Annotated in this window: 22 protein-coding genes; 9 read left to right on the top strand and 13 right to left on the bottom strand. The window is 59.8% G+C overall.

Annotation, left to right across the window (positions count from 1 at the left end; translation table 11 throughout):
• The first annotated feature begins 18 nt into the window (after window positions 1–18).
• From AB4Z15_RS14420 to AB4Z15_RS14410, 3 genes are all read left to right on the top strand, one after another.
• Window positions 19–2,988: a DEAD/DEAH box helicase gene (locus AB4Z15_RS14420; protein WP_442017811.1), complete on the top strand. Its 2,970-nt coding sequence runs from the start codon at window positions 19–21 to the stop codon at window positions 2,986–2,988.
• Between the two features lie 54 nt (window positions 2,989–3,042).
• Window positions 3,043–4,704, top strand: coding sequence for an amidohydrolase (locus tag AB4Z15_RS14415; RefSeq protein ID WP_442017810.1), 1,662 nt, complete (start codon window positions 3,043–3,045; stop codon window positions 4,702–4,704).
• Window positions 4,705–5,122: 418 nt separating this feature from the next.
• Window positions 5,123–5,866: a polyprenol monophosphomannose synthase gene (locus AB4Z15_RS14410; RefSeq protein ID WP_442017809.1), complete on the top strand. Its 744-nt coding sequence runs from the start codon at window positions 5,123–5,125 to the stop codon at window positions 5,864–5,866.
• A gap of 71 nt (window positions 5,867–5,937) precedes the next feature.
• On the opposite strand, the gene AB4Z15_RS14405 is transcribed toward AB4Z15_RS14410, so the two are convergent.
• From AB4Z15_RS14405 to AB4Z15_RS14390, 4 genes are all read right to left on the bottom strand, one after another.
• Window positions 5,938–6,285: an RNA polymerase-binding protein RbpA gene (locus tag AB4Z15_RS14405; RefSeq protein ID WP_021470504.1), complete on the bottom strand. Its 348-nt coding sequence runs from the start codon at window positions 6,283–6,285 to the stop codon at window positions 5,938–5,940.
• A gap of 255 nt (window positions 6,286–6,540) precedes the next feature.
• On the bottom strand, window positions 6,541–7,536 hold the full coding sequence (locus AB4Z15_RS14400) for an SPFH domain-containing protein (protein WP_442017808.1): 996 nt from the start codon (window positions 7,534–7,536) through the stop codon (window positions 6,541–6,543).
• 96 nt (window positions 7,537–7,632) lie between these two features.
• The gene (locus AB4Z15_RS14395) at window positions 7,633–8,094 is read right to left on the bottom strand and encodes an NfeD family protein (protein WP_442005310.1); all 462 of its coding nucleotides are present in this window, start codon (window positions 8,092–8,094) and stop codon (window positions 7,633–7,635) included.
• A gap of 83 nt (window positions 8,095–8,177) precedes the next feature.
• Complete coding sequence (locus AB4Z15_RS14390; RefSeq protein WP_442005309.1) at window positions 8,178–9,032, bottom strand: methyltransferase domain-containing protein; 855 nt, start codon at window positions 9,030–9,032, stop codon at window positions 8,178–8,180.
• 69 nt (window positions 9,033–9,101) lie between these two features.
• Between AB4Z15_RS14390 and AB4Z15_RS14385 the strand changes: the two genes are divergently transcribed.
• On the top strand, window positions 9,102–11,117 hold the full coding sequence (locus AB4Z15_RS14385; protein ID WP_442017807.1) for a S9 family peptidase: 2,016 nt from the start codon (window positions 9,102–9,104) through the stop codon (window positions 11,115–11,117).
• A 17-nt stretch (window positions 11,118–11,134) separates the two neighbouring features.
• Here AB4Z15_RS14385 and AB4Z15_RS14380 read toward each other — a convergent pair whose 3' ends face one another.
• Window positions 11,135–11,812 carry a peptide deformylase gene (locus tag AB4Z15_RS14380; RefSeq protein WP_442017806.1) on the bottom strand — a complete coding sequence of 226 codons (678 nt, stop codon included), beginning with the start codon at window positions 11,810–11,812 and terminating at the stop codon, window positions 11,135–11,137.
• 98 nt (window positions 11,813–11,910) lie between these two features.
• Here AB4Z15_RS14380 and AB4Z15_RS14375 point away from each other — a divergent pair, with 98 nt between their 5' ends.
• A complete protein-coding gene (locus AB4Z15_RS14375) occupies window positions 11,911–12,336 on the top strand; it encodes a nuclear transport factor 2 family protein (protein WP_442017805.1) in 426 nt (141 codons plus the stop codon).
• Between the two features lie 26 nt (window positions 12,337–12,362).
• On the opposite strand, the gene AB4Z15_RS14370 is transcribed toward AB4Z15_RS14375, so the two are convergent.
• From AB4Z15_RS14370 to AB4Z15_RS14360, 3 genes are read right to left on the bottom strand one after another with little or no spacing between them, the layout of a single operon-like run.
• Window positions 12,363–13,505, bottom strand: a complete 1,143-nt coding sequence (locus AB4Z15_RS14370) for an FAD-dependent oxidoreductase (protein ID WP_442017804.1) — start codon at window positions 13,503–13,505, stop codon at window positions 12,363–12,365.
• Window positions 13,502–14,221, bottom strand: a complete 720-nt coding sequence (locus AB4Z15_RS14365) for a class I SAM-dependent methyltransferase (RefSeq protein WP_442017803.1) — start codon at window positions 14,219–14,221, stop codon at window positions 13,502–13,504. Before AB4Z15_RS14365 ends, AB4Z15_RS14370 begins: the two co-directional genes overlap by 4 nt.
• On the bottom strand, window positions 14,218–15,354 hold the full coding sequence (locus AB4Z15_RS14360) for a type III polyketide synthase (RefSeq protein ID WP_442017802.1): 1,137 nt from the start codon (window positions 15,352–15,354) through the stop codon (window positions 14,218–14,220). Before AB4Z15_RS14360 ends, AB4Z15_RS14365 begins: the two co-directional genes overlap by 4 nt.
• 232 nt (window positions 15,355–15,586) lie before the next feature.
• Between AB4Z15_RS14360 and AB4Z15_RS14355 the strand changes: the two genes are divergently transcribed.
• Window positions 15,587–17,995: an ATP-binding cassette domain-containing protein gene (locus AB4Z15_RS14355; RefSeq protein WP_442017801.1), complete on the top strand. Its 2,409-nt coding sequence runs from the start codon at window positions 15,587–15,589 to the stop codon at window positions 17,993–17,995.
• A gap of 157 nt (window positions 17,996–18,152) precedes the next feature.
• A complete protein-coding gene (locus tag AB4Z15_RS14350; RefSeq protein WP_442017800.1) occupies window positions 18,153–19,490 on the top strand; it encodes a haloacid dehalogenase-like hydrolase in 1,338 nt (445 codons plus the stop codon).
• Window positions 19,491–19,527: 37 nt separating this feature from the next.
• Here the strand turns inward: AB4Z15_RS14350 and AB4Z15_RS14345 are convergent, their stop codons facing one another.
• The 4 genes from AB4Z15_RS14345 to AB4Z15_RS14330 all read right to left on the bottom strand — a co-directional run bounded on the left by AB4Z15_RS14345 (window position 19,528) and on the right by AB4Z15_RS14330 (window position 23,537).
• Window positions 19,528–20,490, bottom strand: coding sequence for a carbohydrate ABC transporter permease (locus AB4Z15_RS14345; protein ID WP_442017799.1), 963 nt, complete (start codon window positions 20,488–20,490; stop codon window positions 19,528–19,530).
• Entirely contained in the window at window positions 20,487–21,485 is a 999-nt protein-coding gene (locus AB4Z15_RS14340) for a carbohydrate ABC transporter permease (RefSeq protein WP_442017798.1), read from the bottom strand. Before AB4Z15_RS14340 ends, AB4Z15_RS14345 begins: the two co-directional genes overlap by 4 nt.
• Window positions 21,486–21,517: 32 nt before the next feature.
• Window positions 21,518–22,846: an ABC transporter substrate-binding protein gene (locus AB4Z15_RS14335; protein ID WP_442017797.1), complete on the bottom strand. Its 1,329-nt coding sequence runs from the start codon at window positions 22,844–22,846 to the stop codon at window positions 21,518–21,520.
• A 340-nt stretch (window positions 22,847–23,186) separates the two neighbouring features.
• Complete coding sequence (locus tag AB4Z15_RS14330; protein WP_442017796.1) at window positions 23,187–23,537, bottom strand: DUF3846 domain-containing protein; 351 nt, start codon at window positions 23,535–23,537, stop codon at window positions 23,187–23,189.
• A gap of 720 nt (window positions 23,538–24,257) precedes the next feature.
• Here AB4Z15_RS14330 and AB4Z15_RS14325 point away from each other — a divergent pair.
• Together AB4Z15_RS14325 and AB4Z15_RS14320 are read left to right on the top strand one after the other, a co-directional pair.
• Window positions 24,258–24,635, top strand: coding sequence for a hypothetical protein (locus AB4Z15_RS14325; RefSeq protein WP_442017795.1), 378 nt, complete (start codon window positions 24,258–24,260; stop codon window positions 24,633–24,635).
• 317 nt (window positions 24,636–24,952) lie between these two features.
• Window positions 24,953–25,291 (top strand): hypothetical protein, encoded by a 339-nt coding sequence (locus tag AB4Z15_RS14320; RefSeq protein WP_442017794.1) that lies wholly within the window; start codon window positions 24,953–24,955, stop codon window positions 25,289–25,291.
• Between the two features lie 426 nt (window positions 25,292–25,717).
• Here the strand turns inward: AB4Z15_RS14320 and AB4Z15_RS14315 are convergent, their stop codons facing one another.
• Window positions 25,718–26,320 (bottom strand): hypothetical protein, encoded by a 603-nt coding sequence (locus AB4Z15_RS14315; RefSeq protein ID WP_442017793.1) that lies wholly within the window; start codon window positions 26,318–26,320, stop codon window positions 25,718–25,720.
• Window positions 26,321–26,356 lie beyond the last annotated feature (36 nt).

The raw sequence follows: 26,356 nt of genomic DNA, 5'->3' as shown, positions 1-26,356 counted from the left end.
GGCCATTAGGCTTGGTGCATGTCCTCCATTTCCGGGTCTCCATCACCATCAGACCGCTACCAGGCGGCAGCTCACCGGGCAGCTGAGGCCAAGACATATCTTGGTGCCTTTGCCTTGACGCTGGACTTCGAATTGGACGATTTCCAGCGTGAGGCGTGCCGCTCATTGCAGGAAGGCCGCGGCGTCCTCGTCGCGGCTCCCACAGGTGCGGGAAAGACGATCGTTGGCGAGTTTGCCATCTACCTGGCTTTGGAACGTGGCCTCAAAGCGTTCTACACGACACCCATCAAGGCGCTGAGCAACCAGAAATTCTCCGAGCTCGCCGCCAAGTATGGCTCTGCCAACGTTGGCCTGCTGACGGGCGATACAACCATCAACGGTGAGGCGCCCGTTGTGGTCATGACCACCGAAGTCCTCCGCAATATGCTGTACGCCGACTCGGAGACCCTCGGCGACCTCGGCTTCGTCGTGATGGACGAGGTCCACTACCTCGCGGACCGCTTCCGCGGAGCCGTCTGGGAGGAAGTCATCATTCACTTGCCCAGTGAAGTGCAGGTTGCTTCCCTGAGCGCCACTGTGTCCAACGCCGAAGAGTTTGGTGCCTGGCTGGATACCGTTCGGGGCGATACTGATGTCATCGTGTCCGAACACAGGCCCGTGCCATTGTGGCAGCACGTCATGGTGGGCAGGGAGATCGTCGACCTTTTTGCCGGCGATACCACTTTTGATGAAATCGCTCCCCAGATACCGGATACAGAAGTTCCGGATCTTAGCGATACTGACGACGCCGTGGACGAGGTCACCCTCCCGGCAGAAACCCGGAAGATCGCCGTAAAGAGTTCCGTGGCACCTCCTGTCCGCCAGGCAGTGACAGGTCCCGAGTTCGAAGTGAACCCGGACCTGCTGGCAATGGCCCGTTCCGAGAGCCGGATGAACTTCAACGGCCGATTCGGCCACGGTGGCCGGAGCCGCCGTCGGCAGGACCGCTATCGGGATGAACGGCAGAACACTGAACAGCGCAGTCCAGTTCGGAAAGCAAGCCGCCCTCAGGTTATTGAAAGCCTTAACCGTCAGGGCCTGCTGCCTGCCATTACGTTTATTTTTTCCCGGGCCGGTTGTGATGCTGCAGTGGCCCAGTGTGCAGCATCGGGACTATGGCTCACTACTGAGCGCGAACAACAGATCATTGCCCAGCGGGTGGATGAAGCAAGCCACGAAATCCCTGCAGACGATCTCGATGTTTTGGGGTTCTGGGGCTGGCGCGATGGCCTTATACGGGGCTTCGCGGCTCATCACGCAGGCATGCTTCCCACCTTCAAGGAGGTAGTGGAGAAGCTGTTTGCGGATGGCTTGGTCAAGGCGGTTTTTGCCACCGAAACGTTGGCACTCGGGGTGAACATGCCTGCGCGTTGCGTGGTATTGGAAAAGCTTGAGAAGTTCAATGGCGAAGCCCACGTCAACATCACGGCGGGGGAGTACACACAGCTCACTGGGAGGGCTGGACGCCGGGGTATCGACGTCGAGGGCCATGCCGTCGTGCTGTGGCAGCCGGGAACAGATCCCGCTGCCGTGGCTGGCTTGGCGTCACGCCGCACCTACCCGCTGAATTCCAGCTTCCGGCCCACTTACAACATGAGCATCAACCTCATTGCCCAGTTTGGGCGGGTCCGGGCACGGGAAATCCTCGAGTCGTCTTTCGCACAGTTCCAGGCAGACCGCTCGGTGGTAGGGCTGGCCAGGCAGGTCCGCGGCCGCGAGGAGTCCTTGGCAGGATACGCGAAATCCATGGAATGCCATCTGGGCGACTTCACCGAATACGCCAGGCTCCGGCGGGAGCTCACTGATACCGAACAGTTCGCTGAGCGGAACTACCACCGTGCGCGAAAGTCCAGGGTGGCGGACTCACTGACGCGGCTCATTCCAGGGGACGTCATCAGCGTCTCCAGCGGCAGACTGGCGGGCTACGCCGTCGTGCTTGATTCCGATGCCAATGCCCGCGAGCCGAGGCCTTCTGTCCTCACCTCGGACAATCAACTGCGCCGGATCGGCGTTCACGACGTCGATGCCCCGGTCTCTCCTGTGACCCGTATCAGGATCCCGAAATCCTTCAATGCCAAGGTCCCCAAATCGCGGCGTGACCTCGCCTCCTCCATGCGCCATGCCATCAGCGACGAAGCGCCCAAGTCGAGCCGCAACAGCAGGCATGAAGACTTTGGACTGGGTTCCCGGCTCCCGGACCAGGAACAGAAGATCACTGAACTACGCAGGGCGCTCAGGGCGCATCCTTGCCATGGCTGCAGTGAACGAGAAGACCACGCGCGCTGGGGGGAGCGTTGGTGGAAACTTCGCAAGGAGACAGACGGCCTGATTCGCCAGATCCAAAGCAGGACCAACACGATTGCCAAGACCTTCGACCGCGTCTGCGATGTCCTGTCCGCCTATGGCTACCTCGAAACCAACGACGCCGGCAAGGTCACCATCAGCACGGATGGGCAGCGGTTGCGGCGCATTTACGGTGAGAAGGACCTGCTCATCTCGCAGTCCATCAGGCGGGGTGCCATCAACGATCTCGATGCTGCCGAGCTGGCCTCCTTGGTCAGCACCCTGGTGTACCAGGCAAAGCGTGAAGACCGGGGCCTTCGCCCGAGGATGCCTTCGATTGCACTGGAAACGGCTGTCGACATCGTCGTCCGGGAATGGTCGCAACTTGAGGACACCGAGGAACAGAACAGGCTTCCACTGACCGGCGAACCGGAGCTGGGCCTCATGTGGCCCATGTACAAGTGGGCCAAAGGCCGCCATCTTCAGGACGTGCTCAGCGGCACGGACCTTGCTGCGGGCGACTTCGTCCGTTGGGCAAAGCAAGTGGTTGACCTCCTGGACCAACTCGCCAAAATTCCACAACTGGATCCCCGCTTGACGGGGATCTGCCGTGAATCCATCGATCTGGTCCGCCGGGGCGTCGTGGCTTACTCCACCATCGCCTGACCCGGAACCGTTTTCGAGACCCAGACCTTCTTCAACGCTCGAGGAGCACACCGCATGAACCAGCCAGGCCTGTCCGCCGGCGACCGCCCCCACGAAAACGTTCGCAAGGTGACCCTTTACCGGAACGGTTCGATCTATACCGCTGCCGATCCGTTCGCTACCGCCATGGTGGTGGACGGTGACACGGTGGCGTGGGTGGGTTCCGAGCAAGCGGCAACATCCATCGCTGATTCCACGATGGACATCATTGATCTTCGGGGAGCCCTCGTGGCGCCGGGCTTTGTTGACTCCCATGCGCACTTGACGGAGACGGGCCTCGCTTTGGCTGGACTGTCCTTGACGGGCGTTCGCTCTGCCCGGGAACTGCTGGACGCCGTTGCTGCCGCTGGCGGTACCGGGACTGTCTTTGGGCATGGCTGGGATGAAACAACCTGGCAGGATGCCACCCTTCCAACGCTTGAAGAGCTGGAACAGGCCTCGGGCGGCAGGCAGGTTTACCTTTCCCGCATTGACGTTCACTCCGCCGTCGTTTCATCCTCCCTTGCGGCGTCGGCAGGCCTTGCTGGCATGGACGGCTTCACGGGGGACAGCGGCCGCGTAGTCAGGACAGCCCACACCGCCGCCCGCCTCGCGGCCCGGCGCCTCAGTGAGGCCGAACGGAGTGGGTATCAGGAACAGGCCCTGCATTATGCGGCTTCCAACGGCTACGTTGCCTTGGCTGAAATGTCGGCCCCACACATTTGCGGGCCGGAAGATCTTCACATGGCCATGTCCTGGAACAGGCAAGCCGGCAAACCGCAGGTGCTGCCGTATTGGGGCGAGCTGGCTTCATCGGAAGATCATGCCCGCAGGATCCTGGACAGCGTGGGCCCCGAGGTCCTGGGCTTGGCGGGAGATCTGAACATCGATGGTTCCATTGGTTCGCGGACAGCTGCCTTGAGGCAAGACTATTCCGATGCGCCAGGTCAACGGGGCAACGTGTATCTTTCAGTGGATGAAGCCGCCAAGCACCTTGCTGCATGCTCGCTGTTGGGCATCCAGGGCGGTTTCCACATCATCGGAGATGCAGGACTTGATGTTGCGCTTGAGGCATTGGACGCAGCAGCTGACGAGGTGGGGGAGCAGCGGATCCGCGCGGCGGGTCACCGCTTTGAACACGTTGAGCTCGCCGACCAGTCCGCCGTCGAGAAGCTGGCCAAGTACTCCGTGACTGTCAGCATGCAGCCGGCATTCGACGCTCTCTGGGGAGGCTCCGGGGGACTCTACGAGCAACGACTCGGCGGCCGCAGCAAGGCAATGAACACGTTTGCGTCCTTCTACGCCAGCGGAGTTCCGATCACCTTTGGCAGCGATAGCCCGGTCACACCGCTCAGCCCTTGGTCCAGCATCCGGGCTTGCCTGGAACACAGCAACCCGGACCAGCGCATTTCAGCCCGCGCGGCTTTCCTTGGCCATACGAGGGCGGGCTGGCGGGCCACCAAACACAGGAACCCTCTCATGGGCCAACTCGTCCCTGGCGCGCCGGCAAGCTTCGCGGTATGGGAAATTGAGGAACTCATGGTGCAAGTAGCGGATAGCCGTGTGCAATCGTGGAGCACCGATCCCCGAGCCCGCACCCCCTTGCTCCCGGCACTGGATACTGGCAGCGATCCTGTATGCCTGCAGACCGTGAGGGAAGGCCAGGAGCTCTTCGCTCACGAATCCCTCCGGGTCTGAGGGCACTATTTCCTTGGCTTCGAATGGGCCCCCTGAACTGGGTCGATACACGAACCCGCAGGTCAAGTCCTGGTTGACAGCTTTTGTAAAGTCCGTAACATTGAGCCTCAACAGATCGTTAGGGCTTCGGGTTCTCCCGCGAGTAATTATCTGGTCGCGGCCAGAAAATGGTCTGGTGGCGGTACGCGAGTGGGCAGGCCCATAGGGTCCTAGAAAACAGTTCGTCCGGCAAAATAACTGTCCGGACAACACTGGTCCTGGGTCTATGGACCTGCCCTCAGCACTTAACCCTGTGTGGCCATGGCCACAGCTGCCCTTAGTAGTGCACTCGATCGTCCTATAATGGAGAGTTGCGCCAGAATGCCAGCCCCAAGGCTGGTCCGGCACACTGACCGCTCCATCAAGGAAAGGCCTCTTCTTGCGTGTCCTGACGATCATCCCTACCTACAACGAGCTGGAATCGCTCCCCAAGACATTGGGTCGGCTGCGGACAGCAGTACCTGAGTCGGACGTCCTGGTGGTTGATGACAACAGCCCGGACGGCACGGGACAGCTTGCCGACGGCATAGCCGCCGAGGACAAGCAAGTGCACGTACTGCACCGCAAAGGCAAAGAAGGCCTCGGCGCAGCCTACATCGCCGGCTTCAAATGGGGCCTCGCGGCAGGGTATGACGTCCTGGTCGAGATGGACGCCGACGGCTCCCACAAGCCCGAGCAGTTGCCCCTTCTTCTTGATGCCGTCAATGAGGGCGCGGACCTTGCCATGGGCTCACGCTGGGTGCCGGGAGGCAGCGTTGTGAACTGGCCTCTCTACCGCCAGGCAATCTCCCGAATCGGCAGCACGTACGCCCGCCTCATGCTTGGTTTGAAAATCAAGGACGTCACGGGCGGTTATCGTGCTTTCCGCCGCAGCACACTTGAAGCCCTCAAGTTGGATGACGTGGATTCAGTGGGCTACGGCTTCCAGGTTGACCTTGCCTGGCGCGTGGCCAAGCTCGGCCTGCGTATTGAGGAGCGACCCATCACCTTCGTTGAGCGGGAACTCGGCGCATCGAAGATGAGCGGCAACATTGTGGTGGAAGCCATGATCAACGTCACCAAATGGGGCCTGGCAGCACGGTGGGCCAAGCTCACCAGAAAACAGCCTGCCCTCGCAAAGTAAAAATTCCACAAGAAAAGGCCGGACCAGTTCCCACGAGGAACCGGTCCGGCCTTTTTGCTTGAGTCTGAAGACTAAGCTGAGCGGCGCTCTCCGCGGCGCTCACGCAGGATGTTCAAACGATCCTCAAGGATCTGCTCCAGCTCCGGAAGGCTGCGGCGTTCCAGGAGCATGTCCCAGTGGGTACGGACGGCTTTCTCGTTGGCATCCACGGGACGCTCGCCATCTACGAGCAAGGCTTCCTTGCCAGTCTTGGAAACCCAAACAGGGGGGATCTCGGCTTCGGCAGAGAAGGTTACGAAGACCTGCTCGCCGTCCTCGCAGCGGTATTCAACCCGCTGGCGCGGTGCCGGTTCAACGCCGGACTCGGTTTCCATGCTTTGGGCGCCAAGACGCATACCCCGCAGGCTGCGATCGCTCATGATTACTCCCTCTGTCTGTTCGCGGAGCCTGAACCCCGCGCTAGCCGTAAGCCGTTATTACGGTCTCAACGGACTACTTCTGCACACCTTGCATCACTAATTGCAACGCCTGGCCAAGCTTTAATGTTCCATCCACACTGAACCAGCCGGACAAATATCCCATTATACGCCCATGGATAGCGAGTACCCAAAAGCAGTGCAAACGCAGCGAGCGGCCAGCCGCCTGGCTGACCGCTCAACTGCCTGACGGCAGAGTTATTCTGTGGGCCGTGTCTGTGCTGCCGTGGTGGATTCCACCGGAGCCGCCGGTTCTGAAGCCGCAGCTTTGTTGCTGCCGCCGAACAGGCCAGCAGCATCGGAGTCACCGTTGACGCCTCCGAGCGCGCTGCCAATGCCCTTCAGGGCTTCGCCAACTTCGCTCGGGATGATCCACAGCTTGTTGGAACTCCCCTCCGCGATCTTGGGCAGCGTCTGCAGGTACTGGTAAGCCAAAAGCTTCTGGTCGGGGTTGCCTTTGTGGATGGCATCAAAGACCTTCTGGATGGCCTGGGCTTCACCGTCTGCCCGAAGGATCGCGGCCTTCGCATCACCTTCAGCTGCAAGGATGGCCGCTTGGCGCTGGCCTTCTGCCGTAAGGATTTGCGACTGCTTGGTTCCTTCAGCAGTCAGGATGGCTGCTCGACGGTCGCGCTCTGCACGCATCTGCTTTTCCATCGAGTCCTGGATGGAGTGGGGCGGATCAATAGCCTTCAGTTCCACGCGCGAGACGCGGATGCCCCAGCGGCCTGTGGCCTCGTCCAATACTCCACGCAGCTGGCCATTGATCTGGTCACGGGAGGTTAGCGCCTCTTCGAGGTTCAGGCCACCCACAACGTTACGAAGTGTGGTGGTGGTCAGCTGCTCTACTGCCTGGATGTAATTGGCGATTTCGTAGGTGGCCGCCCGGGGGTCCGTTACCTGGAAGTAGACCACGGTATCGATCGAAACCACGAGGTTGTCCTCGGTGATCACTGGCTGCGGCGGGAAGGACACCACCTGCTCACGGAGGTCAAGCAACGGCAAGAGCCGGTCGACGAACGGAATCAGGATGGTGAGGCCGGGGTTGAGCGTGCGTTGGTACTTACCGAGGCGTTCAACGACGCCGGCACGTGCTTGCGGGATGATCCTTACCGACCGGACCAACACGATGATGACAAAAATGACGAGAACAATCAGCACAACTGCTGCCGCTGTTCCTCCTAAACCGTCCATGCGTCTCCTTGATTCCCCAATTGCGTGGCTTGCTTTGGCCATTTGCGGGCAGGCTGCCAAGCCGTTATCCGCAGAATTCTGGTTTTCCGGTTCGAATCAGCGCGGGCTGTTTTCCGCAGGCGAGGCAACTACCGCCGTCGCGCCGTCAATCCTGGTGACCTGAACCGTGGCACCGGCGTCGAGGACTCCGGCGGTGCTGCGCGCACTCCAGACGTCGCCGCCGATCTTTACCAGTCCGCTGGTGCCCGTGACGGCTTCGATGACGAGGGCGGGTTGACCGATAAGGCGGTCGATGTTCGTCCGCTGTTCTGCTGGTCCCTTGTGCAGGTGCTTCAAGGCGACCGGCCGGACGAAGGCGATCATCAAGAGGGAGACCACGCTGAAGATGACGATCTGGAGCCAGAAATCGGCGCCGGCGAAGTCCGCGACCAATCCCGCTAGTGCGCCGCCGCCGAGCATGATGAAGAAGAGGTCGAGGGTAAGCATCTCCACCACCGCGAACGCGAGGAAGACCGTGAGCCAGAGCGCCCACCAGTTCTCGCCGAGCCATTCAAACATCAATTCCCCCTTGGTCCCGGATTCCGCCGCAGGCGGGATCACAGTCGCTGTTCCTCCATCCTAGCCCGACGCTGAGTCCCTCGTCAGGAAGCCGAAGCCCCCACTGTGAAGCGGCTGATTCGGAACTTCGCGGTGGTTGCTACGGTCCCAAGCTCATCGGCCAGAAGTGCGAGTTCTTCGGGCTTGATGTGGTGGCCGGCTGGCCCCATATAGGCGATGTCGGCCAGCTCGGAGCCCGTGAGGATGAGCGGCACGTCCAGGTTGTACGTTGAATTAGCGTGGAAATAGCCGCCCAGCGACTCAGCCAGGCGCTCGGCCTTGCCTTCCTCAATGCTGAGCATTCCGGTGCGGGCAGCGATTTCAGCTAAATGTCCGGGCTGCGGCGTCACCACAATCAGTTGTCCACCAGGCCGCAGTACTCGGGCAAACTCTGACGGATTCCGTGGGGCGAACACCACCAGCACGACGTCCACCGCGTCATCGGCAATGGGTAGCGGACGCCAAATGTCCCAGACGAGGTTGGCAGCGTCCCCGTTGAGCCGCGCGGCGCGACGCAGCGCGAATTTGGAGATGTCCAGCCCTATCGCGGAGGCCGGAGTGGTTTCCAGGACGCGGTGGAGGTAATGCCCGGTGCCCGTTCCGGCGTCGAGAACCACGGCCCCGGGCCGCTGCAGCGATGGAGCTACGAAACTGGCGACGCGATCGGCCAGCACAGCGTAATGTCCGCTGTCCAGGAATCGCAGGCGGGCTCCCACCATCTCCGCCGAATCAGCTTCGAACACTGTGCCTTTGCCCGTCAGCAGGTTGAAGTAACCCTGCTTCGCGGCATCGAATACATGCCCGGAATCGCAAACGAGCCGCCGCTGTGGATCTTCGACGAGCTGAAACCGCCCTTCACAAACGGGACATCGGAGGGCGGCAACGGCGTCGGACAACATGGATTCAATCCTACGGTGGGCCGGAGTGTCTGGTGCCGGCGCCAAGCCAGCGGGGCTAGGCTCACCAAGGTGAAACCCGAGCAACTGCCTTTGTTGAACTCCGTCTCCGCCCCAGCCATCCATCCTGACGGGACCAAAGCGGTGGTATCCGTCGTCAGGCCCGATTTCGACGCCGATGCTTATGTCGGTCAATTGTGGAACGTACCGCTGGACACTAAGAGGCGCCCACGACGCATTACCCGCGGGTTCAGGGATACTTCCCCGGCTTTCTCGCCTGACGGCCTGGTTTTGGCCTTCCTGCGGAGCGACGCAGAGGGAAAAGCACAACTGTTTGTTGTGGAGTCGGCAGGTGGCGAACCACAGCAGGTCACGGATCAGCACGCCGGAGTCAACGGGTTTGCGTGGGCTCCCGATTCCCATCGGGTGGTCTTCACCAGCCGTGTTGCCGAACCAGGCCGTTATGGAACGGTCGACGGCGTTACTTCCGGCAGCGAAGATGCACGGCTTATCGGCGTGAACCAGTACCTGATGAACGGCGTGGGCTACGTCCTGGACCAGCGCCAGCAACTATTCGTCGTTGACGTGCCGGAATTGGGTGGCGAGCCTGTTGTCATTCCCCGCGGCAGAGCCGCCCACGAACGGCCAGGCGCCAGGGTAACTGGTGTTCCCGATGCCAGGCAGATGACGTTCGGCGAATCAGACCATGAGGCGCCCTGCTTCTCGGCCGACGGCAGATTCCTCTACTTCGTAGCCGCCCTCCACGACGGGCATGATGACGACCTCGTAACGTCCGTGTATCGGATGGACGCAACAGGCGGCGAACCCCAGCTCGTCAAACCTCACAACCCAAAACTGCAGACCGTCACGGCCGTGCGGGCGTCCACCGATGGCCGCTCGCTGTTCTTCACCGCGCAGGACCTGGGCGACACAGGACGTGACTTTGTCGCGCGCAACAGCGTTCTCTACTCAATGCCTGTCATCGGGGGAGATGCCGTTGCCCTCACCGACGTCGAGCATTTGGACGTCTCGGGTCCGCTGGAACCGAGCGGACCAGACAGCGTCCTGGTCCTGAACACAGCGTTGGGCAGCGTGGAGCTCCTCGATGTCACTGCAGAAGGAAGCATTACACCGCTCGTCCATGGAGCCCGGGTAGTCAACGGCGCCACTGTCGCTGCCAATGGTGAAATTGCCATCAGCTTCCTGGATGCGTCTACCGCCGGCGACGTCGCCTCCCTGGAGCGTGGTGAACTGCGTCTGCTGACGGACTTCTCGGCGGGACTACGGAATAACTCACGAGTCAGCGAGCCCGCGGATTTCCAGGCAACCGCAGACGACGGATACCCCGTGAACGGTTGGTTGGTGCTGCCCGACGGCCCCGGACCGCACCCTGTCCTGCTGAACATCCACGGGGGTCCGTTCTCCCAATACACCGGAGCCTTCTTGGACGAAGCGCAAGTCTATGCAGCTGCAGGATACGCAGTAGTGATGTGCAACCCGCGGGGCTCCTCAGGGTATGGACAATCCCATGGAAGGGTCATCAAGGAACGCATGGGAACCGTGGACATGCAGGACGTGCTCGCCTTCCTTGACGCTGCCCTGTCCGCCCACGCAACCTTGGACACAGACAGCGTGGGCATCATGGGTGGATCCTATGGCGGTTACCTTACGGCGTGGACCATCGCACACGACCACCGTTTCAAAGGGGCAATTGTCGAACGCGGATTCCTGGACCCTGTCAGCTTTGCGGGTACGTCCGATATCGGCTGGTTTTTTGGCGGCGAGTACGCTGGAGCCACACCCGGTCAGCTTGTGGCACAGAGCCCCCTGGCCGTAGGCGGCTCCGTCGTGACACCGACCCTGGTGATCCACAGCGAAAACGACCTTCGGTGTCCTCTCGAACAAGGGCAGCGGTACTATGCGCTCCTCAAAGAGAAGGGAATTGAGACGTCGTTACTCGTCTTCCCGGGCGAAGACCATGAACTGTCGCGTTCGGGGACTCCGCACCACCGAAAGCAACGGTTCGAACACATCCTTGCGTGGTGGGCCAGGCATCTGCCGACGGCATCAAAGCATATGGCGGAATGATGCATAAAGAGGAGCGGCTAGCCGTGCAGGAAACCGAGGGTCCGGCGCGCGTCCTCAATGTCCGGGTTGGTCCACCGTAGGGAGTGTTCGGCGTTGCTGGAGAGGGAACGCATTTCTGCTTTGTCCACGTAAAGGATTCCCTGCAGGTGGTCTGTTTCATGCTGCACAATGCGTGCCTGCCACCCTGAGAACCATTCCTCCACAGGACGTCCCTCTGGCGTGAGGTAGCTCAATTCCACATTGCGATACCTGGTGACCACCGCTTGGTAGCCGCTAATGGACAGGCACCCTTCGTAGAAGGACGCTGTCTCATTGCCCAAGGGCCGATATTGCGGGTTGAGCACAACCATGAACTCCATTGGCTCCCTGTGCCGGACCGTTGCCGACTCCGGATCCACCTCGTACTTGTCCTCAAGGACTGCCAACTGCAACGGAATGCCCAACTGCGGAGCCGCCAGTCCAACCCCCGGTGCCGCATGCATGACCTCACGCATCCGCTCGATGAACGCCGCCAATTCAGCGCCATCAAGCTGGCCGTCATAGGGCGCCGCCTGTTGCCGGAGGACGGGGTGCCCGGCTTGAACGATCGGCGGAAGTTCCTCGGTTTCAAGTAGCCGCAGGACTGCGTCCCTGATCTGAAGGGGATTAAAATCAGTGGCCGGGCTGGGCGCCTCGGAGTGAGGTTGCTGCGTCATGACTCGAGCCTAGCGCGAAGGCTCCGCTTCGCGCCTGCGTCCTGCACTACGGTTCGCCCTTGCCGGGCCTTGTCTCCGCGTTCAGCTAGGCTCGTCGAATGAGCGAAAGCAACCCCCTGGACCATGTACTCGGATTTATCAGGACGGTTGAGTCCGGCGGCGGCGCCACTGAGATCAGTCCGTACCTGGCCTACGACTTCACACTCACGGAATGGCCGCACGCACTATCCAAGACCGGGTCCACCAGGACTCTTCAGGAGACTCTCACCGGCGCGGATCACAGTAAGAACATCGTGGCGAACCAGAGCTTTGAGGTGGTCCGGACCACCTGCGAAGGCAACCGGGTAGTCCTGGAAATGAACTGGTCAGCCACATTGCTGCTGGACCTCCCGCACTGGGACGCAGGCGAAACCATACGTGCGCGGAGCACCGCTGTCTTTGAGCTGCGGGACGGTCTAATCGTCAGCCAGGACACTTACGACTGCTACTACACCCTCCCTGAACAGACAGCCGCGGGCTCCTGAACGAGCGCTGAGTGAACACCCACGAGCTAGCGCATGGTGAAGCGCCGCTCCACCAGCGCTGAGACAGCGGGCAATTCCAAGGCGTGGGCAAAAAACGAGTTCCTGGTCGCCATGATCGCCGGAGGGAGAGGCCTTCCAAGTGCCATGTTCAACCCCGCCTGCAAGGATGCGCGGGCCGCTGCCCGGCGTCGGTCCTTCTCGAACAGCTGAAGCTGGCGGCCGACGCCCTGTCCCCTGAGGGAGGCATCAATGAGAGGTACCAAGGCAGCAGCGTCGAGCCATCCAAGACTCATTCCCTGGCCACCGATGGGGCTGATCTCATGGGCGGCGTCGCCCATCAACACGGTTCTGCCATGGATCATGCGCCCCGCAAGCCTGGATTGGACATCAAATGCACTCAGCATGGTGTTGCTGTGCGAATCCACCACAGCCCCGGTCCTGGCGTGGACCATGGCAGCAAGGTTGGCCGCCGTCGCGCCTTTGGCCGGGGCTCCCAGCCGTACCACCCATCGCCGAACCTCTCCAGGCAAAGGGAAAGACTCCACGATGCCCTCCGGCTCCAGATACAGGACCGCGTTGTCTCCGTGGCCTGTCCCATCAGTGAAGTCGCCCATCAGATAACTATCCGGATAGTTACGGGCCGGGAGGTCGGGGAGAAGACGTTCTCGTATCAGCGAGTGGGCTCCGTCAGCTGCCACCAAAAGACGGCTGGTAAAGGTGCGTTCCCCGGAAGCTGAGGCCGCTCGGACGCTGACAGTGCCGCCGTCGTCGGCAAAATCGCGCACGTCCGCGCCGCGGACGATCGCGTCCGGGTCCAACGCAAGGACTGCTTGCTCCAGTGCCTGCTCCGTCACTGGTTGCGGGACCGCGAGGATGAAGGGGAAGTGCGGGTCCCCTGTAAAAGGCAGCTCGGCAATTTTCTTGCCTTTGCTGTAGGCAATGCCCCGCTCGATCCGCACGCCGGATGCCAACAACGGCGCGGAAAGACCGGCCCTTTCCAGTTCCATGAGAGCCGGCGGGTGTATCCCTATTGCCCTTGAACGGTGGCTCCTGTTCAGACGGCGTTCAAGGATTCGGACCTGGTGCCCTTGTTTGAGCAACAAAGTGCCCATGAACAAACCGACCGGACCGGCACCCACGATGACGACGTCATGGTCGTCCATCTTCATGGCCAGGATCCATTGCCGGCATGCTCGTAGACGAGCAGGTTGTGCCATGGTCCGTTTCGATCCACCCTCCATCCTCCCGGAGCCGCCGTTTGGAGCTCTGCAGAGGTGAAACTGCGTTTGATGGAGACCAAACCATCTCCGCAGATGAAGGAGCCAACGCCCAAAGGCCAAAAGCCGGCCGCGAAGAGAAGGTAGGCGATGTTGCTCCGTTTGAGATCGTTATGCAGCGCGAGCCTGCGGCTCAGTACTTCTGAGTCCTTCAACACTCCGGCGAGTTGCTCAGCGTCGAGGTGGTGAAGCATGTGGTTCGACAGGACGATATCGAAACTGCTGCCCTCGGCCACAAGCTCGGCACTGTGCGCCCGCCGGTAGGTGACGCCTTCCACCGCTGGCGCACGGGTCGCAAAATTGTACGCCCGTTCGTCAGGGTCTATGGCAGTCACCTCTAACGCAAATCCATCCTTTGCCGCCCATTTGGCCAGGCTTCGAGCGACGTCCCCACCACCGCACCCGATGTCCAGGACCGACGCCGTGCCACTCGCTGCGAGAACTGGCCGGAAGCGGTCACGGTACGTCCGGTGCCATCCGGAAAGGAGGCGGTTAACCACCGGGAAGCGGGCGTAGCTGCGATCCAGGCGCTGGAGGTCACAATCAGGCCGGTCCATGTCCTCGATGGCCTGCAAGTCCCTGTCCTTCAGGAATCCCCACGGGCTCACAGGCTGGGAGAGACCAGGGTAAAGAGGCCTGTCTCCACCGTGAGGCCGGGACCGAAAGCCATGGAGCAGATCCGCTCCTCGCGTTGGTTTGCGGCCTGTCCGAGCATGTACTTCAAAACAAACAGCACAGTGGCGCTACTCATATTGCCGTATTCCCTGAGAGTCTCCCTTGCCGGGACCAGTTGCTCCGCAGTGAGTTCGAGCTTGGATTCGACCTTGTCCAGAATGCTGCGCCCACCCGGATGAATGGCCCAGTGCATTATGTCCCGATAGGGCAGTCCTGCCAGTTGAGGCTCCTTGGCGAGCAGCGGCTCCAAGGCGCCGGTGATGTGCTCCTCGATGATGTGGGGCACATACGAACCCAAGACCATTTCAAAACCCTCGTCACCGATGTTCCAGGCCATCGCTTCTTCACCTACGGGAGTGAGGACCGTTTCGAAGTGGTCCAGCCTGATGACGGGCTCAGGCCCTTGCGGTTCCTTGGACGTCACGATGGCCGCGGCTGCACCGTCGCCGAAGATCGCCGAGCCCATGATGGTGTCAGGGTCGTTGGAGGTGCGCACGTGCAGCGAACAAAGCTCCACACAGATAACCAGAACGACGGCGGCTGGATCTGCCAGGCAGAACTGCTTGGCTGCTTTCAGGGCTGGAAAAGCGGCGTAACAGCCCATGAAGCCCAAGTGGTAACGCTGCACGGAGGGGTTCAGTCCCAGTGCGCGGACGACCTTGTAGTCGGGACCAGGGTTGAAGAATCCAGTGCAGGAAACAGTAATGACATGAGTGATGTCATCGAGATCGATATCCGGTACGCGGGCTACTGCAGCTTTGCCGGACTCTATGAAGAGCTTGGTGGCCTCTACGGCAAAAATCTCGTTCCTGACTTTGGTGCTCGGGCTTAGCACTTGGTTGGTTGAGGGATCGAAGAATCGTGGATTTTCGGGATGCGCGTCCAGGCTCAGCTCTTCTACCGCCGTATAGCGGGTATCTATGGCAGCGGAGTCGAAGCAGGTGGAGACCAGTCGTGACCCCAGCCGGGTCAGGCCTGGTTGCGCTGCGAAGACGTCGCGTGCCTGCGACTGCACGAGGATGGTTGGCGGAACTGCGGTTTCAAGGGACCTCATGTATACCGGCATGCTTCATTCTTAGTGAGTCCGCAGCTGATGACAATGGTTGGAGTGGTTCAGGATTCGCGTCCTCCCGAAGGCATGCAGCGCAGGCCGTTAGTGTGGACAATGACCGTTGCCGCTTTCGCGACGACGAACGAGAATTTTACGTACTGACCGAGGCTGGCCGGTCCGGGCCAGGCGGGCCGCCGAGCTTTTGGGCAGCGCCGACCAACAGATGGTGCCTAAAGATGGAGAAATCATGAGCATTGCCACGAGCACCGACACGCAGTCTGCTGCGTCGCACGTAGCAGACACCCACGACCTCATTCGGGTGCAGGGTGCGCGCGAGAACAACCTCAAGGACATCAGCGTAGAGATCCCCAAACGTCGTCTCACTGTGTTCACGGGTGTCTCCGGCTCGGGCAAGAGTTCTTTGGTCTTTGCAACCATCGCCGCAGAATCCCAGCGGATGATCAATGAGACATACAGCGCTTTTGTTCAGGGCTTCATGCCTTCGTTGTCACGGCCGGATGTGGACATGCTGGAAGGCCTGACAACGGCCATCATCGTGGACCAGGAGAGGATGGGCTCGAATCCGCGCTCAACCGTGGGCACTGCGACAGATGCCAATGCCATGCTCCGCATTCTCTACAGCCGGCTCGGGCAGCCCCACATCGGGTCGCCGAACGCGTACTCATTCAACGTGCCCACCGTTAAGGCCAGCGGGGCCATCACCGTCGACCGCGGCGAGGGCAAAACCAAGACGGAGAAGGCCAGCTTCAACCGCCTGGGCGGCATGTGCTCACGCTGTGAGGGAATGGGCTCGGTCAACGATTTCGATCTCACCGCGCTCTACGACGACACCAAGTCCTTGAACGAGGGCGCGCTCACGATTCCCGGGTACACGATGGATGGCTGGTATGGCCGGATCTTCAGCGGATCAGGCTACTTCAATATGGACAAGCCAATTGCCAAGTTCACCAAGAAGGAGCTCCACGACCTCCTGTACCGGGAACCCACCAAAATCAAGGTCGAAGGCATCAACCTCACCTACGAAGGTGTCATCCCCAAAATCCAGAAATCGATACTCTCAAAGGACGTTGACGCACTTCAACCACACATCCGCGCCTTCGTGGAGCGGGCCATCACTTTCACCACCTGTCCGGAGTGTGAAGGCACCAGGTTGAGCCCGGAGGCACGTTCTTCCAAAATCAGCGGCAAGAGCATTGCGGATGTGTGCAAGATGCAGATCAGTGACCTTGCTTTGTGGATCCGTGAAATCAATGAGCCTTCAGTGGCGCCGCTTCTCAAGGGACTACAGCACCTCCTGGACTCCTTCGCCGGGATAGGCCTCGGATATCTTTCCCTCGATCGGCCTGCCGGTACATTGTCCGGGGGAGAGGCGCAGCGAACCAAGATGATCCGGCATCTGGGCTCATCCCTGACTGACATCACGTACGTCTTCGACGAGCCAACCATAGGGTTGCACCCGCATGACATCGAGCGCATGAATCAGTTGCTGCTGCAGTTGCGGGATAAAGGCAACACTGTCCTGGTAGTCGAGCACAAGCCTGAAACGATTGCGATCGCTGACCACGTGGTGGATCTGGGTCCGGGTGCGGGCACAGGCGGCGGCACCGTCTGTTTCGAAGGCGATCTGGACGGGCTGCGAGGGAGCGACACCATCACTGGACGCCACCTCGACGATCGCGCATCCATCAAGGAGCAGGTTCGTTCCGCCTCCGGCACACTTGAAGTCCGTGGCGCCTCCACCAACAACCTTCAAAACGTGGATGTTGATATTCCATTGGGCGTGCTGTGTGTGCTCACCGGGGTGGCCGGATCGGGCAAGAGCTCGCTCATTCACGGGTCCGTAGCCAAACGTGACGGTGTCCTGGTAATCGACCAAGGTGCAATCCGGGGTTCCCGCCGAAGCAATCCTGCAACCTACACCGGACTCCTTGAGCCCATCCGCAAGGCATTCGCCAAGGCCAACAACGTGAAACCGGCACTTTTCAGCTCCAATTCCGAAGGCGCTTGCCCCACCTGCAACGGCGCCGGGGTCATTTACACGGACCTGGGCGTCATGGCCACTGTGGAGTCAACGTGCGAGGAATGTGAAGGGAAGCGCTTCCAGGCATCCGTACTGGAGTACAGGCTTGGTGGCCGCAATATTGCAGACGTGCTTGCAATGTCTGTCAACGAGGCTGGGATCTTCTTCAGCGAAGGCGAAGCACGCACACCGGCCGCCCACAAGATCCTGGACCGCCTTGCCGACGTCGGGCTTGGTTACCTGACGCTTGGCCAGCCGCTCACCACACTGTCCGGTGGGGAACGCCAGCGGCTCAAGCTTGCCACGCAAATGTCGGAGAAGGGCGACATCTACATCCTGGACGAGCCGACCACAGGCCTTCACCTGGCCGATGTCCAGAATCTGCTCGGGATGCTGGATCGTTTGGTGGAGTCAGGAAAGTCAGTCATTGTCATCGAACATCACCAGGCCGTCATGGCACATGCCGACTGGATCATCGATCTCGGTCCCGGCGCCGGACACGACGGCGGCAAAATTGTTTTCTCTGGCACGCCAGCTGACTTGGTGTCTGACCGCTCGACGCTGACCGGCAAGCACCTGGCTGCTTACGTCGGGCTTGACACTCGATTGGCCTGAAAAGACGCCAATCCAGCTTGTTGCGAAGCCGTCTAATAGCCGCTTCTCAAGTAAGATTTTTAAGGGATTGCTTGACTATTCCCTGTGATGTGACCCACACTTACTCAAGATTTGGACTATTTACAGACCATTAAAGATCTTGAGCGCAGGGGGAAGCATGTCCACATTTTCGTCAGGCTTGGTCAAGGGTGACAACACCCACGCGAAGGAATCTCGCCGGAAGCACCATTTCCGGTTTGCGACCACTGTGGCGGCAGTGGCGATCCTCATGTCGGCCACGTCGTGCGCCACGCCACTTGCAACCGGCATTGAGCCAGCAGCTGAGTGCCGCCAACTTGACGCCAAACTGACGTGGCCGGATGAGGTCCGGGAACAACTACAAAAGACCATCGACGCGCACAGCAGCTGCACCGGAACAGCCCGCGGAGACCAACCTCGAGTGGCGATCTTTGACTGGGACAACACCGTGGTGAAGAACGACATCGGTTACGGCACGAACTTTTGGATGCTGCGGCACGACAAAGTCCTGCAACCGGCGAACAAGGACTGGAAAAGCACAAACCGCTACCTTACAGATGCGGCAGCGAAGGCGCTGACAGCAGCCTGCGGCACTGACACTCCCGCAGGCCAACCTCTCAAGACCAGCAGCAACATTGACTGCGCCGATGAAATCCTCGCCATCCTTGAGGACAAGACACGTTCCGGCGAACCGGCATTTGAGGGCTTCAATGCCCGCCACCTCATAGGCGCCTACGCCTGGGGTACGGCTCTCTCTGCAGGATATACCGAGGAGCAGCTCGGCCAGTTCGCCCTCGCGATGAAGCAGGAGAACCTGTCCGCAGCACAAGGCAGCATGCAGATGGTTGGAAGCCAGCAGGTGGACGGTTACATCCGGATTTACCCACAGATGAAGGACCTCATCAGTGTCCTTCAGGCACACGGCTTCGAAGCCTGGGTGGTGTCCGCATCGCCCGAGCCGGTAGTCAAGGCCTGGGCCGGCGACGTCGGCATCGACGCCGGGCACGTCGTGGGCGTCCGCAGCGTATACGAGGACGGCATCCAAACGTCCCACCTGAAAGGCTGCGGCGGAATACCCGACGGCGAAGATTCCGTCATGACCTACATCGAAGGAAAACGTTGCTGGGCCAATCAGGTGATCTTCGGCGTCGAGGGTCCTTCAGCCTTTGAGCAGCTGCCTGCCGAACGCCGCCAGATCCTGGCCGCCGGTGACTCCGGCACAGACGTAACCTTCGTTGGCGACGCCACCGAAGCCAGGCTGGTGGTGAACCGGAACAATGCCGAAATCATGTGCCGCGCGTACGACAACGAGGACGGCAAGTGGTTGATCACGCCAATGTTCATCGACCCCAAACCACAGCGTAGTGAGCCGTATCCATGCACCACCAAGGCGTACACCAACCCGGACAGCAGCAAGGGGCCGGTGATGCGCGGGGTCGGCAGCCTCATCCCGGATCAGGCGGACCGTGTCCACTGAGGGGATTTCGTGGTGGGCGCTTCTGTCGCGAAGGCTCCTACTTCAGGCTTCCCATGGTCACGCCTGAGCGCCAATAGCGTTGCATGGCGATCATGAGGACGACCATGGGAATCGTGGAGATGAGTGATCCCGTGATCACGAGACCGGTCAGGTCATACTGACTGTCAGTTCCACGCTCGAGCCATGAATAGAGTCCGAGCATCACAGGCCATTTGTCTGCGCCCTTGAGGAAGACCAGAGGCCACATGAACGTGTTCCAGGAAGCCACAAAGTGAAGGAGAAATATTGTTGCGCCTGCAGTTGTCATGAGCCTGAGACCGAGGGAGAAGAAGATCCTGTACTCACCAGCTCCGTCGATCCTGGCTGCCTCCATGAGCTCACTGGGGACTGCTCCCTCGGCGTATACCTTCGCCAAGTAGACGGAAAATGAGCCAAACATGCCGGGGAGGATCATGGCCCAGATCGTGTCGTAGATACCCATCTGTGTGAACAGCACAAAGGAGGGGACGATCATGAGGGTTCCAGGAATGAGGAACGAAGCGATAATGAGGCCCATGGTGAACCCTCGCCCTAAATAGCGGTACTTGGCGATGGCATAACCTGCTGCCAAGGCAACCAACGTCAACCCGACTGAGCCCAGCGTGGCGTAGACCACGGTGTTCCAGAGCCATCGGGCGAAGATGCCGTCCTGATAAGTGAAAAGGTCCGAGAGGTTGTCCAGGAGACTGAATTCCCCAAACCACATGCCGTTGGTTGTGTACAGCTCTTCTTTCGACTTCGTCGATGCCACGATGAGCCACCACAGCGGGCCCGCGGAGTAGACGGCCAGGAAAGCCAGAATTCCCAGCATGACCCAGCGGGAGACTCCCACAGCCTCGTTCGCGGATCGCTGTACATTTGGATTTCGCCTCCGCTTGCGGGGGAAACGAGCAGTGTGGGACGCGCCTACTCCTTCATGGACTGTCCCGCTCACCGCGGGCCGCAATGATGCCTGGGTCATGACTCGATCCTGTTCGTAAAACGGTAAATGATGGTCGAAACGATGCCCACCACGACTCCCAGCACGATTGAGAGCGCCGTGGCGTAGTTGATGTTTCCCACTTGGAAGGCCTGGTTGTAGATCATCATGGCGGGCGTGAAGTCCTTGGTTATGGTCTCCGGAGTCACGGCTCGGAAGAGAAGCGGCTCGTTGAAGATCTGGAGGGTTCCGATGATTGCCAGCAGGCTTGTCAGAACGAGGGAGCCCCGAAGGAACGGCACCTTAATGTCCATGGCGATTCGCAGTTCCCCGGCGCCGTCGATCCGGGCGGCTTCAAAAATTTCATGGGGGATCGACTGAAGGGAGCCGTACATGATGAGCATGTTGAACCCGATGCCGCCCCAGATTGCCAGGTTCCCGATTGAGGACCATATGGTGTTGCCGGCGAAGAAATTTACCTGGACCCCAAACACCTGGAGGAAATCACTCAGTGGTCCGACAACGGGGCTGTAGAGAAAAATCCAGACCATGGTGGCCACCAGCCCTGGGACCATGTAGGGGAGCAGCAGCACGATCCTGAACCGCGCCGCCACCCGCCGCCGGACGCCGTCGAGCACCAAAGCCATCGCGAGGCTGGCCAACTGGCCAAGCGGAACGACGATGATCGCGTAGATGAACACGCGAAACATTCCAGCCCAGAAGGACGTGTCCACGAGGGCTTCGGCAAAGTTGTCAAAGCCAACAAAGGTTGACGTTGCCTTGCCGAAGCCGAGCCCGGACGTCTTGGTCGCAAAAACGCTTTCCTTGAGCGCCATCGCGACTGGGATGAGGGTAAATAAAGCAAACCCGAGGAGGAAAGGCAGACTAAGGGACGCACCTTTCAGGTCTTGCTTTACGCGCCACCCGGATCGTGCCCGGAGGGCTGGCCCGCCCGTTCCACCGCTGTTTTTCTTCCGGGTTGTGTTTCCACGAGGGGACCGGCGTCGCTTGGCTGCTGCCTGGATAGTTGCTGTCATGAAGTCCTCCTGCTCTCAATGCACCACAGCCGTTAGCTGCCGGTGGTGAATGAGATGCCCTTCTTTTCCAGGTCCGAGGTCACGAAGTTCTGGACATTCTTCAGTGCTTCGCTCAACTTGATCTGGCCGGCCACGGCCTTGCCCCATTGATCCTGCAACTCCGGGAACCACGCATCGTAGTTCGGTCCCAGCTCAAATTTGCCTACGGTAGCCTTCTGGGCCTCCACCATGACTTCTGCAGCTTTCGTGTCGTCGACGAAGAAGCCCTTAGGGATGACATCCTTGACGTACGGGGACGGGTCCTTCAGGGAGGAAGGCAGGCCTACGGAACCAGTCTTGGGGTTTTTGCCCGCCTGGATACCTTCGGGCGTGGCCAGCCAGTCTGCGTACGTGACCACAGCTTCGGGGGAGTCGCAGCCAACGGGGACAAAGCTTGGAGTCGATCGGCCTGGAGTAGCCTTCTTGTCGGAACTGAATTGCGGGATCTCCACTGCCTCCCAGTGGCCTGACGTGGCGGGAAAGTTCGTTTTGTAGCCAGTTAGCGACCACCATTGCGTGGTTGTGGAGGCCATCTTGCCTGAGTCGAAGTACGAGTACAGGGCAGGACGATCTTTATAGGTCTGGTTTGAGACGAAGTCGTTGTCGATAAGTTGCTGAATGATGTCGGCCGCCGCCATCGTGGCCTTGTCGGTAAAGTTGACCTTCCATTTGTCCCCGTCTATCGCGAACCACTCCGCGCCGCCCTGCTGGGCCAGGTTCATCAGGGTACTCGGGTCCTCACCGGCGAGGTTGGTGACGTCAACGCCGTTGGCTTTGAAGATTTTGCCGGCGTCCACGAATTCCTGCCATGTGGTGGGTATCTTCACTCCGTACTTGTCGTACGTGTCCTTGTTGACGATCATGAACTGCCCGTCAGACCCGGAGGGAAGACCGTAGTAGCGGTCATTCACCTTAGCCGCGGCCTTGGCACCGTCGTTGTAGATGTCCTCGGTAGGAGTGACAGCGTCAGTGATGTCCTGGGCCCAGCCGTTGACCACCATCGTGGTCAACGGCGCGAAACCCTGAACCAGGCATGGAACATCGCTCTTGGCTTCCATGGCATTCCGGAAATTTGTTTGGGTAGCGGTGTTGGAGGCCTGGAGAACGTAGTTGACCTTAACATCGCTCTGTGCGGCGTTGAACGCGTCCGCTATCTGCTTACCCGTTTCGGCATTCCAACCCCACACGTCAATCGTGACCGGGCCCGACCGGGCCTCTGGGGCTGCCGGTGAGGCAGAGCCCCCGCCGCATGCCGAAAGTAAAGCGGCTGAGGCTAGGACGGCAGCACTCAAAGTGACCCGCCTGCGATGTGTGAACTTCATATGTCTCTCCTTTGAGGTGGTACGAAAGGTGGGGAAAGGGCCCGTTCCCCACATGACTAAGGCGCGGGCGAACTGGACAGGAAATCGTTATCCCAAGCATGAGTGATGAAGGCCACATTGTCAACGCGTTAGCGCTAACAACGGCTTCGGCGCGCTGTTGCTGATAACCAGGGACCGAATGCTGGGGGAGTAGCGGACGCTTTTGGCTAAGAGGGCTTACTGGTGGGAGTGTGGCCAGTGAACTTGCCTGGACCCACCAGAACGGCCCCTACGGATGGTGTTCCATCCGTAGGGGCCGTTAGCCACTGACCGACTTCTAAGGGGCAGCTAGCTCTTTTGGCTACGCGGCAAGAGCGGCATCGAAAAGTTGCTCGGCCAGCCGGAGCAAGTGAGGGGGTGCATCTAACTCCTCGCCGTTGTCGTCATGGCCAAGTAGAACGGCGGTCCCACTAACGGGCTGTGCAATATCCAAGCCTGCTTCGCGCAGCAACACCTCGGCCCGGGCATTCAGTCGCAGGGGAATAGACCCTGCCTCATCGTTCAAATAGACGTACCAATCGTTCCAGGTAATTGCTTCAACGTTTCCTTCAACCAGCCTCTGCATGGTAGGCAGGGCCGCATCGATTCTTTCGACGCGGACGGGCTGCCTGAGGGGAGCTGGGATAATCAGGGCATTGCGTTTCCGATACATAATTCATCCCTTCCACGTCTGGGCGACCGGCATTCCCAGGGCTTCAAACCCGCCCCTCCTGGGAATGACCAAGTGACCGCTCGGGGCAAACTTTTACATAGACTTGGCCGCGATTTAGACCGCGTCGTGCCCGTGTGCCAGATCCACTAACAACACTGACCCTAAGCGCGACGCGTCACCTTTGGTTTTTACGCGGCTTTTGGAAGAGATTTTCGCTGGTATCAATTTTTGCCTTTTTCGCGGCTCTTTTTTCAAGAATCGATTTTCCCGATTTTTTGGCACTAATATTTCTGGGGGACTTACCGGCCACAGGAATCACGCCTTTCTGAACGCTATCTAGCAATCACCATACCGACTTTAATTTTTAAAGCCAGTCCGCGGTTTGGTGGATATTTCTGCAAGCTACTCGTAGACAAGACTTTCGAAAAATTTATCGAAGACTTCAACACCAGGAGCCGACATTGCCGCCCGAGCGCACGGACATCGCCGGCCTGATAGTGGCAGCGCGCCGTCAGTCCGGCTTGATGCAGGTAAGCCCCTTCTACTCCCGTATTTATAACGCCGATAATCTACATTATGTAAAGTAGCGGTTGATTGCAGCACCTCGTCGCCCCCTTGCCCGCCCCCCCTCGGCTTCGCAGGCTGTCTTGACTGGAACACCGCGGTCCATTTGCAGGCGACGGCGTCTGCTCCTGACCGGCGCCGGTTCACTAGGCAGCTTTGTTTGACCGGGCCGATGACTCGGTGGACCGGATCACGACTCTGGGCCGTAAGGGCTGGCTGCCGACCTACCGCGGTTCTGTCCTGTTCAAGGTGGCCTACTGTTGGGGGCTGCGACGCAATGAGGTCAGACACCTGCAGACCGTGGACTTTGCCAGGAACCCGCACGCCCGGGAATTCGGCAAGTACGGAGTGCTACAGGTCTGCTATGGCAAGGCCATGAAAGGGTCTCCCCCGAAACGCTGCAGCGCCCTGACGGTGTCTGAATGGTCGGCGGAGATCCTCGCTGCTTGGCTGGAACGCCGCCGCCCCAACATGACCGACAGGCTGGACCCGTTTCCTCCGAACCCAGCACTTTGGTTTCCGACACTGCGCTGAACGGCAGGTTCAACCGGTAGTGCCAAGATCTGGGCCTCTCCCCCGGCCTGGACGCTGTTTCCCGGCCCCGGCCCGGGCAACACATCCACCCAAACACGCCCATGGAGCGCTTCAGGGAAATCGGAATCCAACTCCTGGACGCACGCAAGGCGTCCCGAATCTGCAAATTCTCGCTCTGAGGCGTGGACCGGATAAGTTTCGCCTGCTGGCTATGATGCATTCAATTACGCGCGAAAGTACTGCAGATGACACAGGTTTCGATATATGTGTACCTCTTGCTCTTGGGCTACAACCTCAGCTGGGCTGGGCGACACCGTATGGCTATCAAAGCCGGTGGTAAGGGCGAGATCGCCTTTGAGGCGGTACACTTGGCGTTCCTTGTCGCCGCCGCGGCGATCATTTTTGCCCTGCCTTCGATGACGTCCTATCAGGGGCTACCCGCACTTGCGTACGCGGCCTTTGGGGCACTGATGGTTGCGCTCGTAATCTACGGCCTAAAACCGTTGCGCCTGGAACATCTAGATCGTAAGGGCAGAGAAGAAGCGGAGAGATCCAGACTTTTCTCGGCAAAGCGGCCGCAGTCGGCGGCTTGGGTAGTAGGGCACGGGCTCGCAGTCATATACATTGCTTCGATTGCACAATATATGTTCCGCTGACTAGCTCTGCCCTCAGGAGGAGCCGCATCCCACGCGCCGCAGTTCAGCAAGATCGTCGAAGGTCAGCCATGCCCGAGGTAGGCGGCGCCGCCACATGTCCACCGGCCGCGCGGTTCAGAGCGCAGGGTGCAGTATCGGCCAGTATCCGCGGGCAGACCACAGAATAGTTCCACATCGAATATGAGCGGTCACCAGTAAATCGGGATATTGGCACCCAACGCAGAATCAACGCTCCTCTGCAGCGCTATGCACTCAGCCCAGCCTCTGCCACCTCAGATATACCGAACTCTGGCCAGCGATAGGAGCCCTGAACCCATATCGGTGCGACTCGAACCCGCCCCTACTGGAAGGTCGAAGAAGCCTCACTAAAAGCTTCAAGCCTGGAGAGGCTCGTCAAGGACTGACCAACCTAGTCGAAACGAAAAGCTATCTCTTAGGAATCCGAGGCTTCTTCGCCAAGATCATGTCGGCAAGCTCCATTCCGGTCTCCCGGTTTTGCCTTCCGGATGGCACCAGCCGAACGACTGCGACGTAGGGTGTGTTCCACGAATCGATCTCGATGACCAACATTGGACGGCGACTCAATGGCCTCCTGAGTGTTTCCATTCTTACTGAAACGACCTGCCCCCACGGCACCAAACCGAAAAACACAGGTTGCCTTCGTTGTCGGACCAACTGTAGGCCACGGGCATCTGCAATCAAATCGAGGATGAACCCCGTCCCCTTCGTCTTTGAAGTCAACGGGCCCTTCTTGAGGAACCTTCCGAGTTCCTTTCCTGTCCAAAAGGTGTCGACGACCAAGCCTCCGGGATGGTTTAGCTGCAGCCACGTCTTGAACGTTCTCGCTTTATAGAACAGCCACACCAACCATGGCGGTATGACAATCGCCATGATCAGCAGGGCAACCCCGAGAACCTTTAGACCGTCCGGGTAGCTAAGGGCTTCGTCAAGTTGAACTAGGAATCTGACCAATAGGACTGCGACGCCGATTAGCCCTATGGATATACCCAGCTGGCGCTTCTTATTCATCCCGACATCCCCCAACTTGCTACCACACTGCGCGCT

The organism is Paenarthrobacter sp. 2TAF44, from assembly GCF_052114885.1.
Taxonomy (GTDB): Bacteria; Actinomycetota; Actinomycetes; order Actinomycetales; family Micrococcaceae; genus Arthrobacter.
This window is presented reverse-complemented; position numbering and strand designations above follow the sequence as displayed.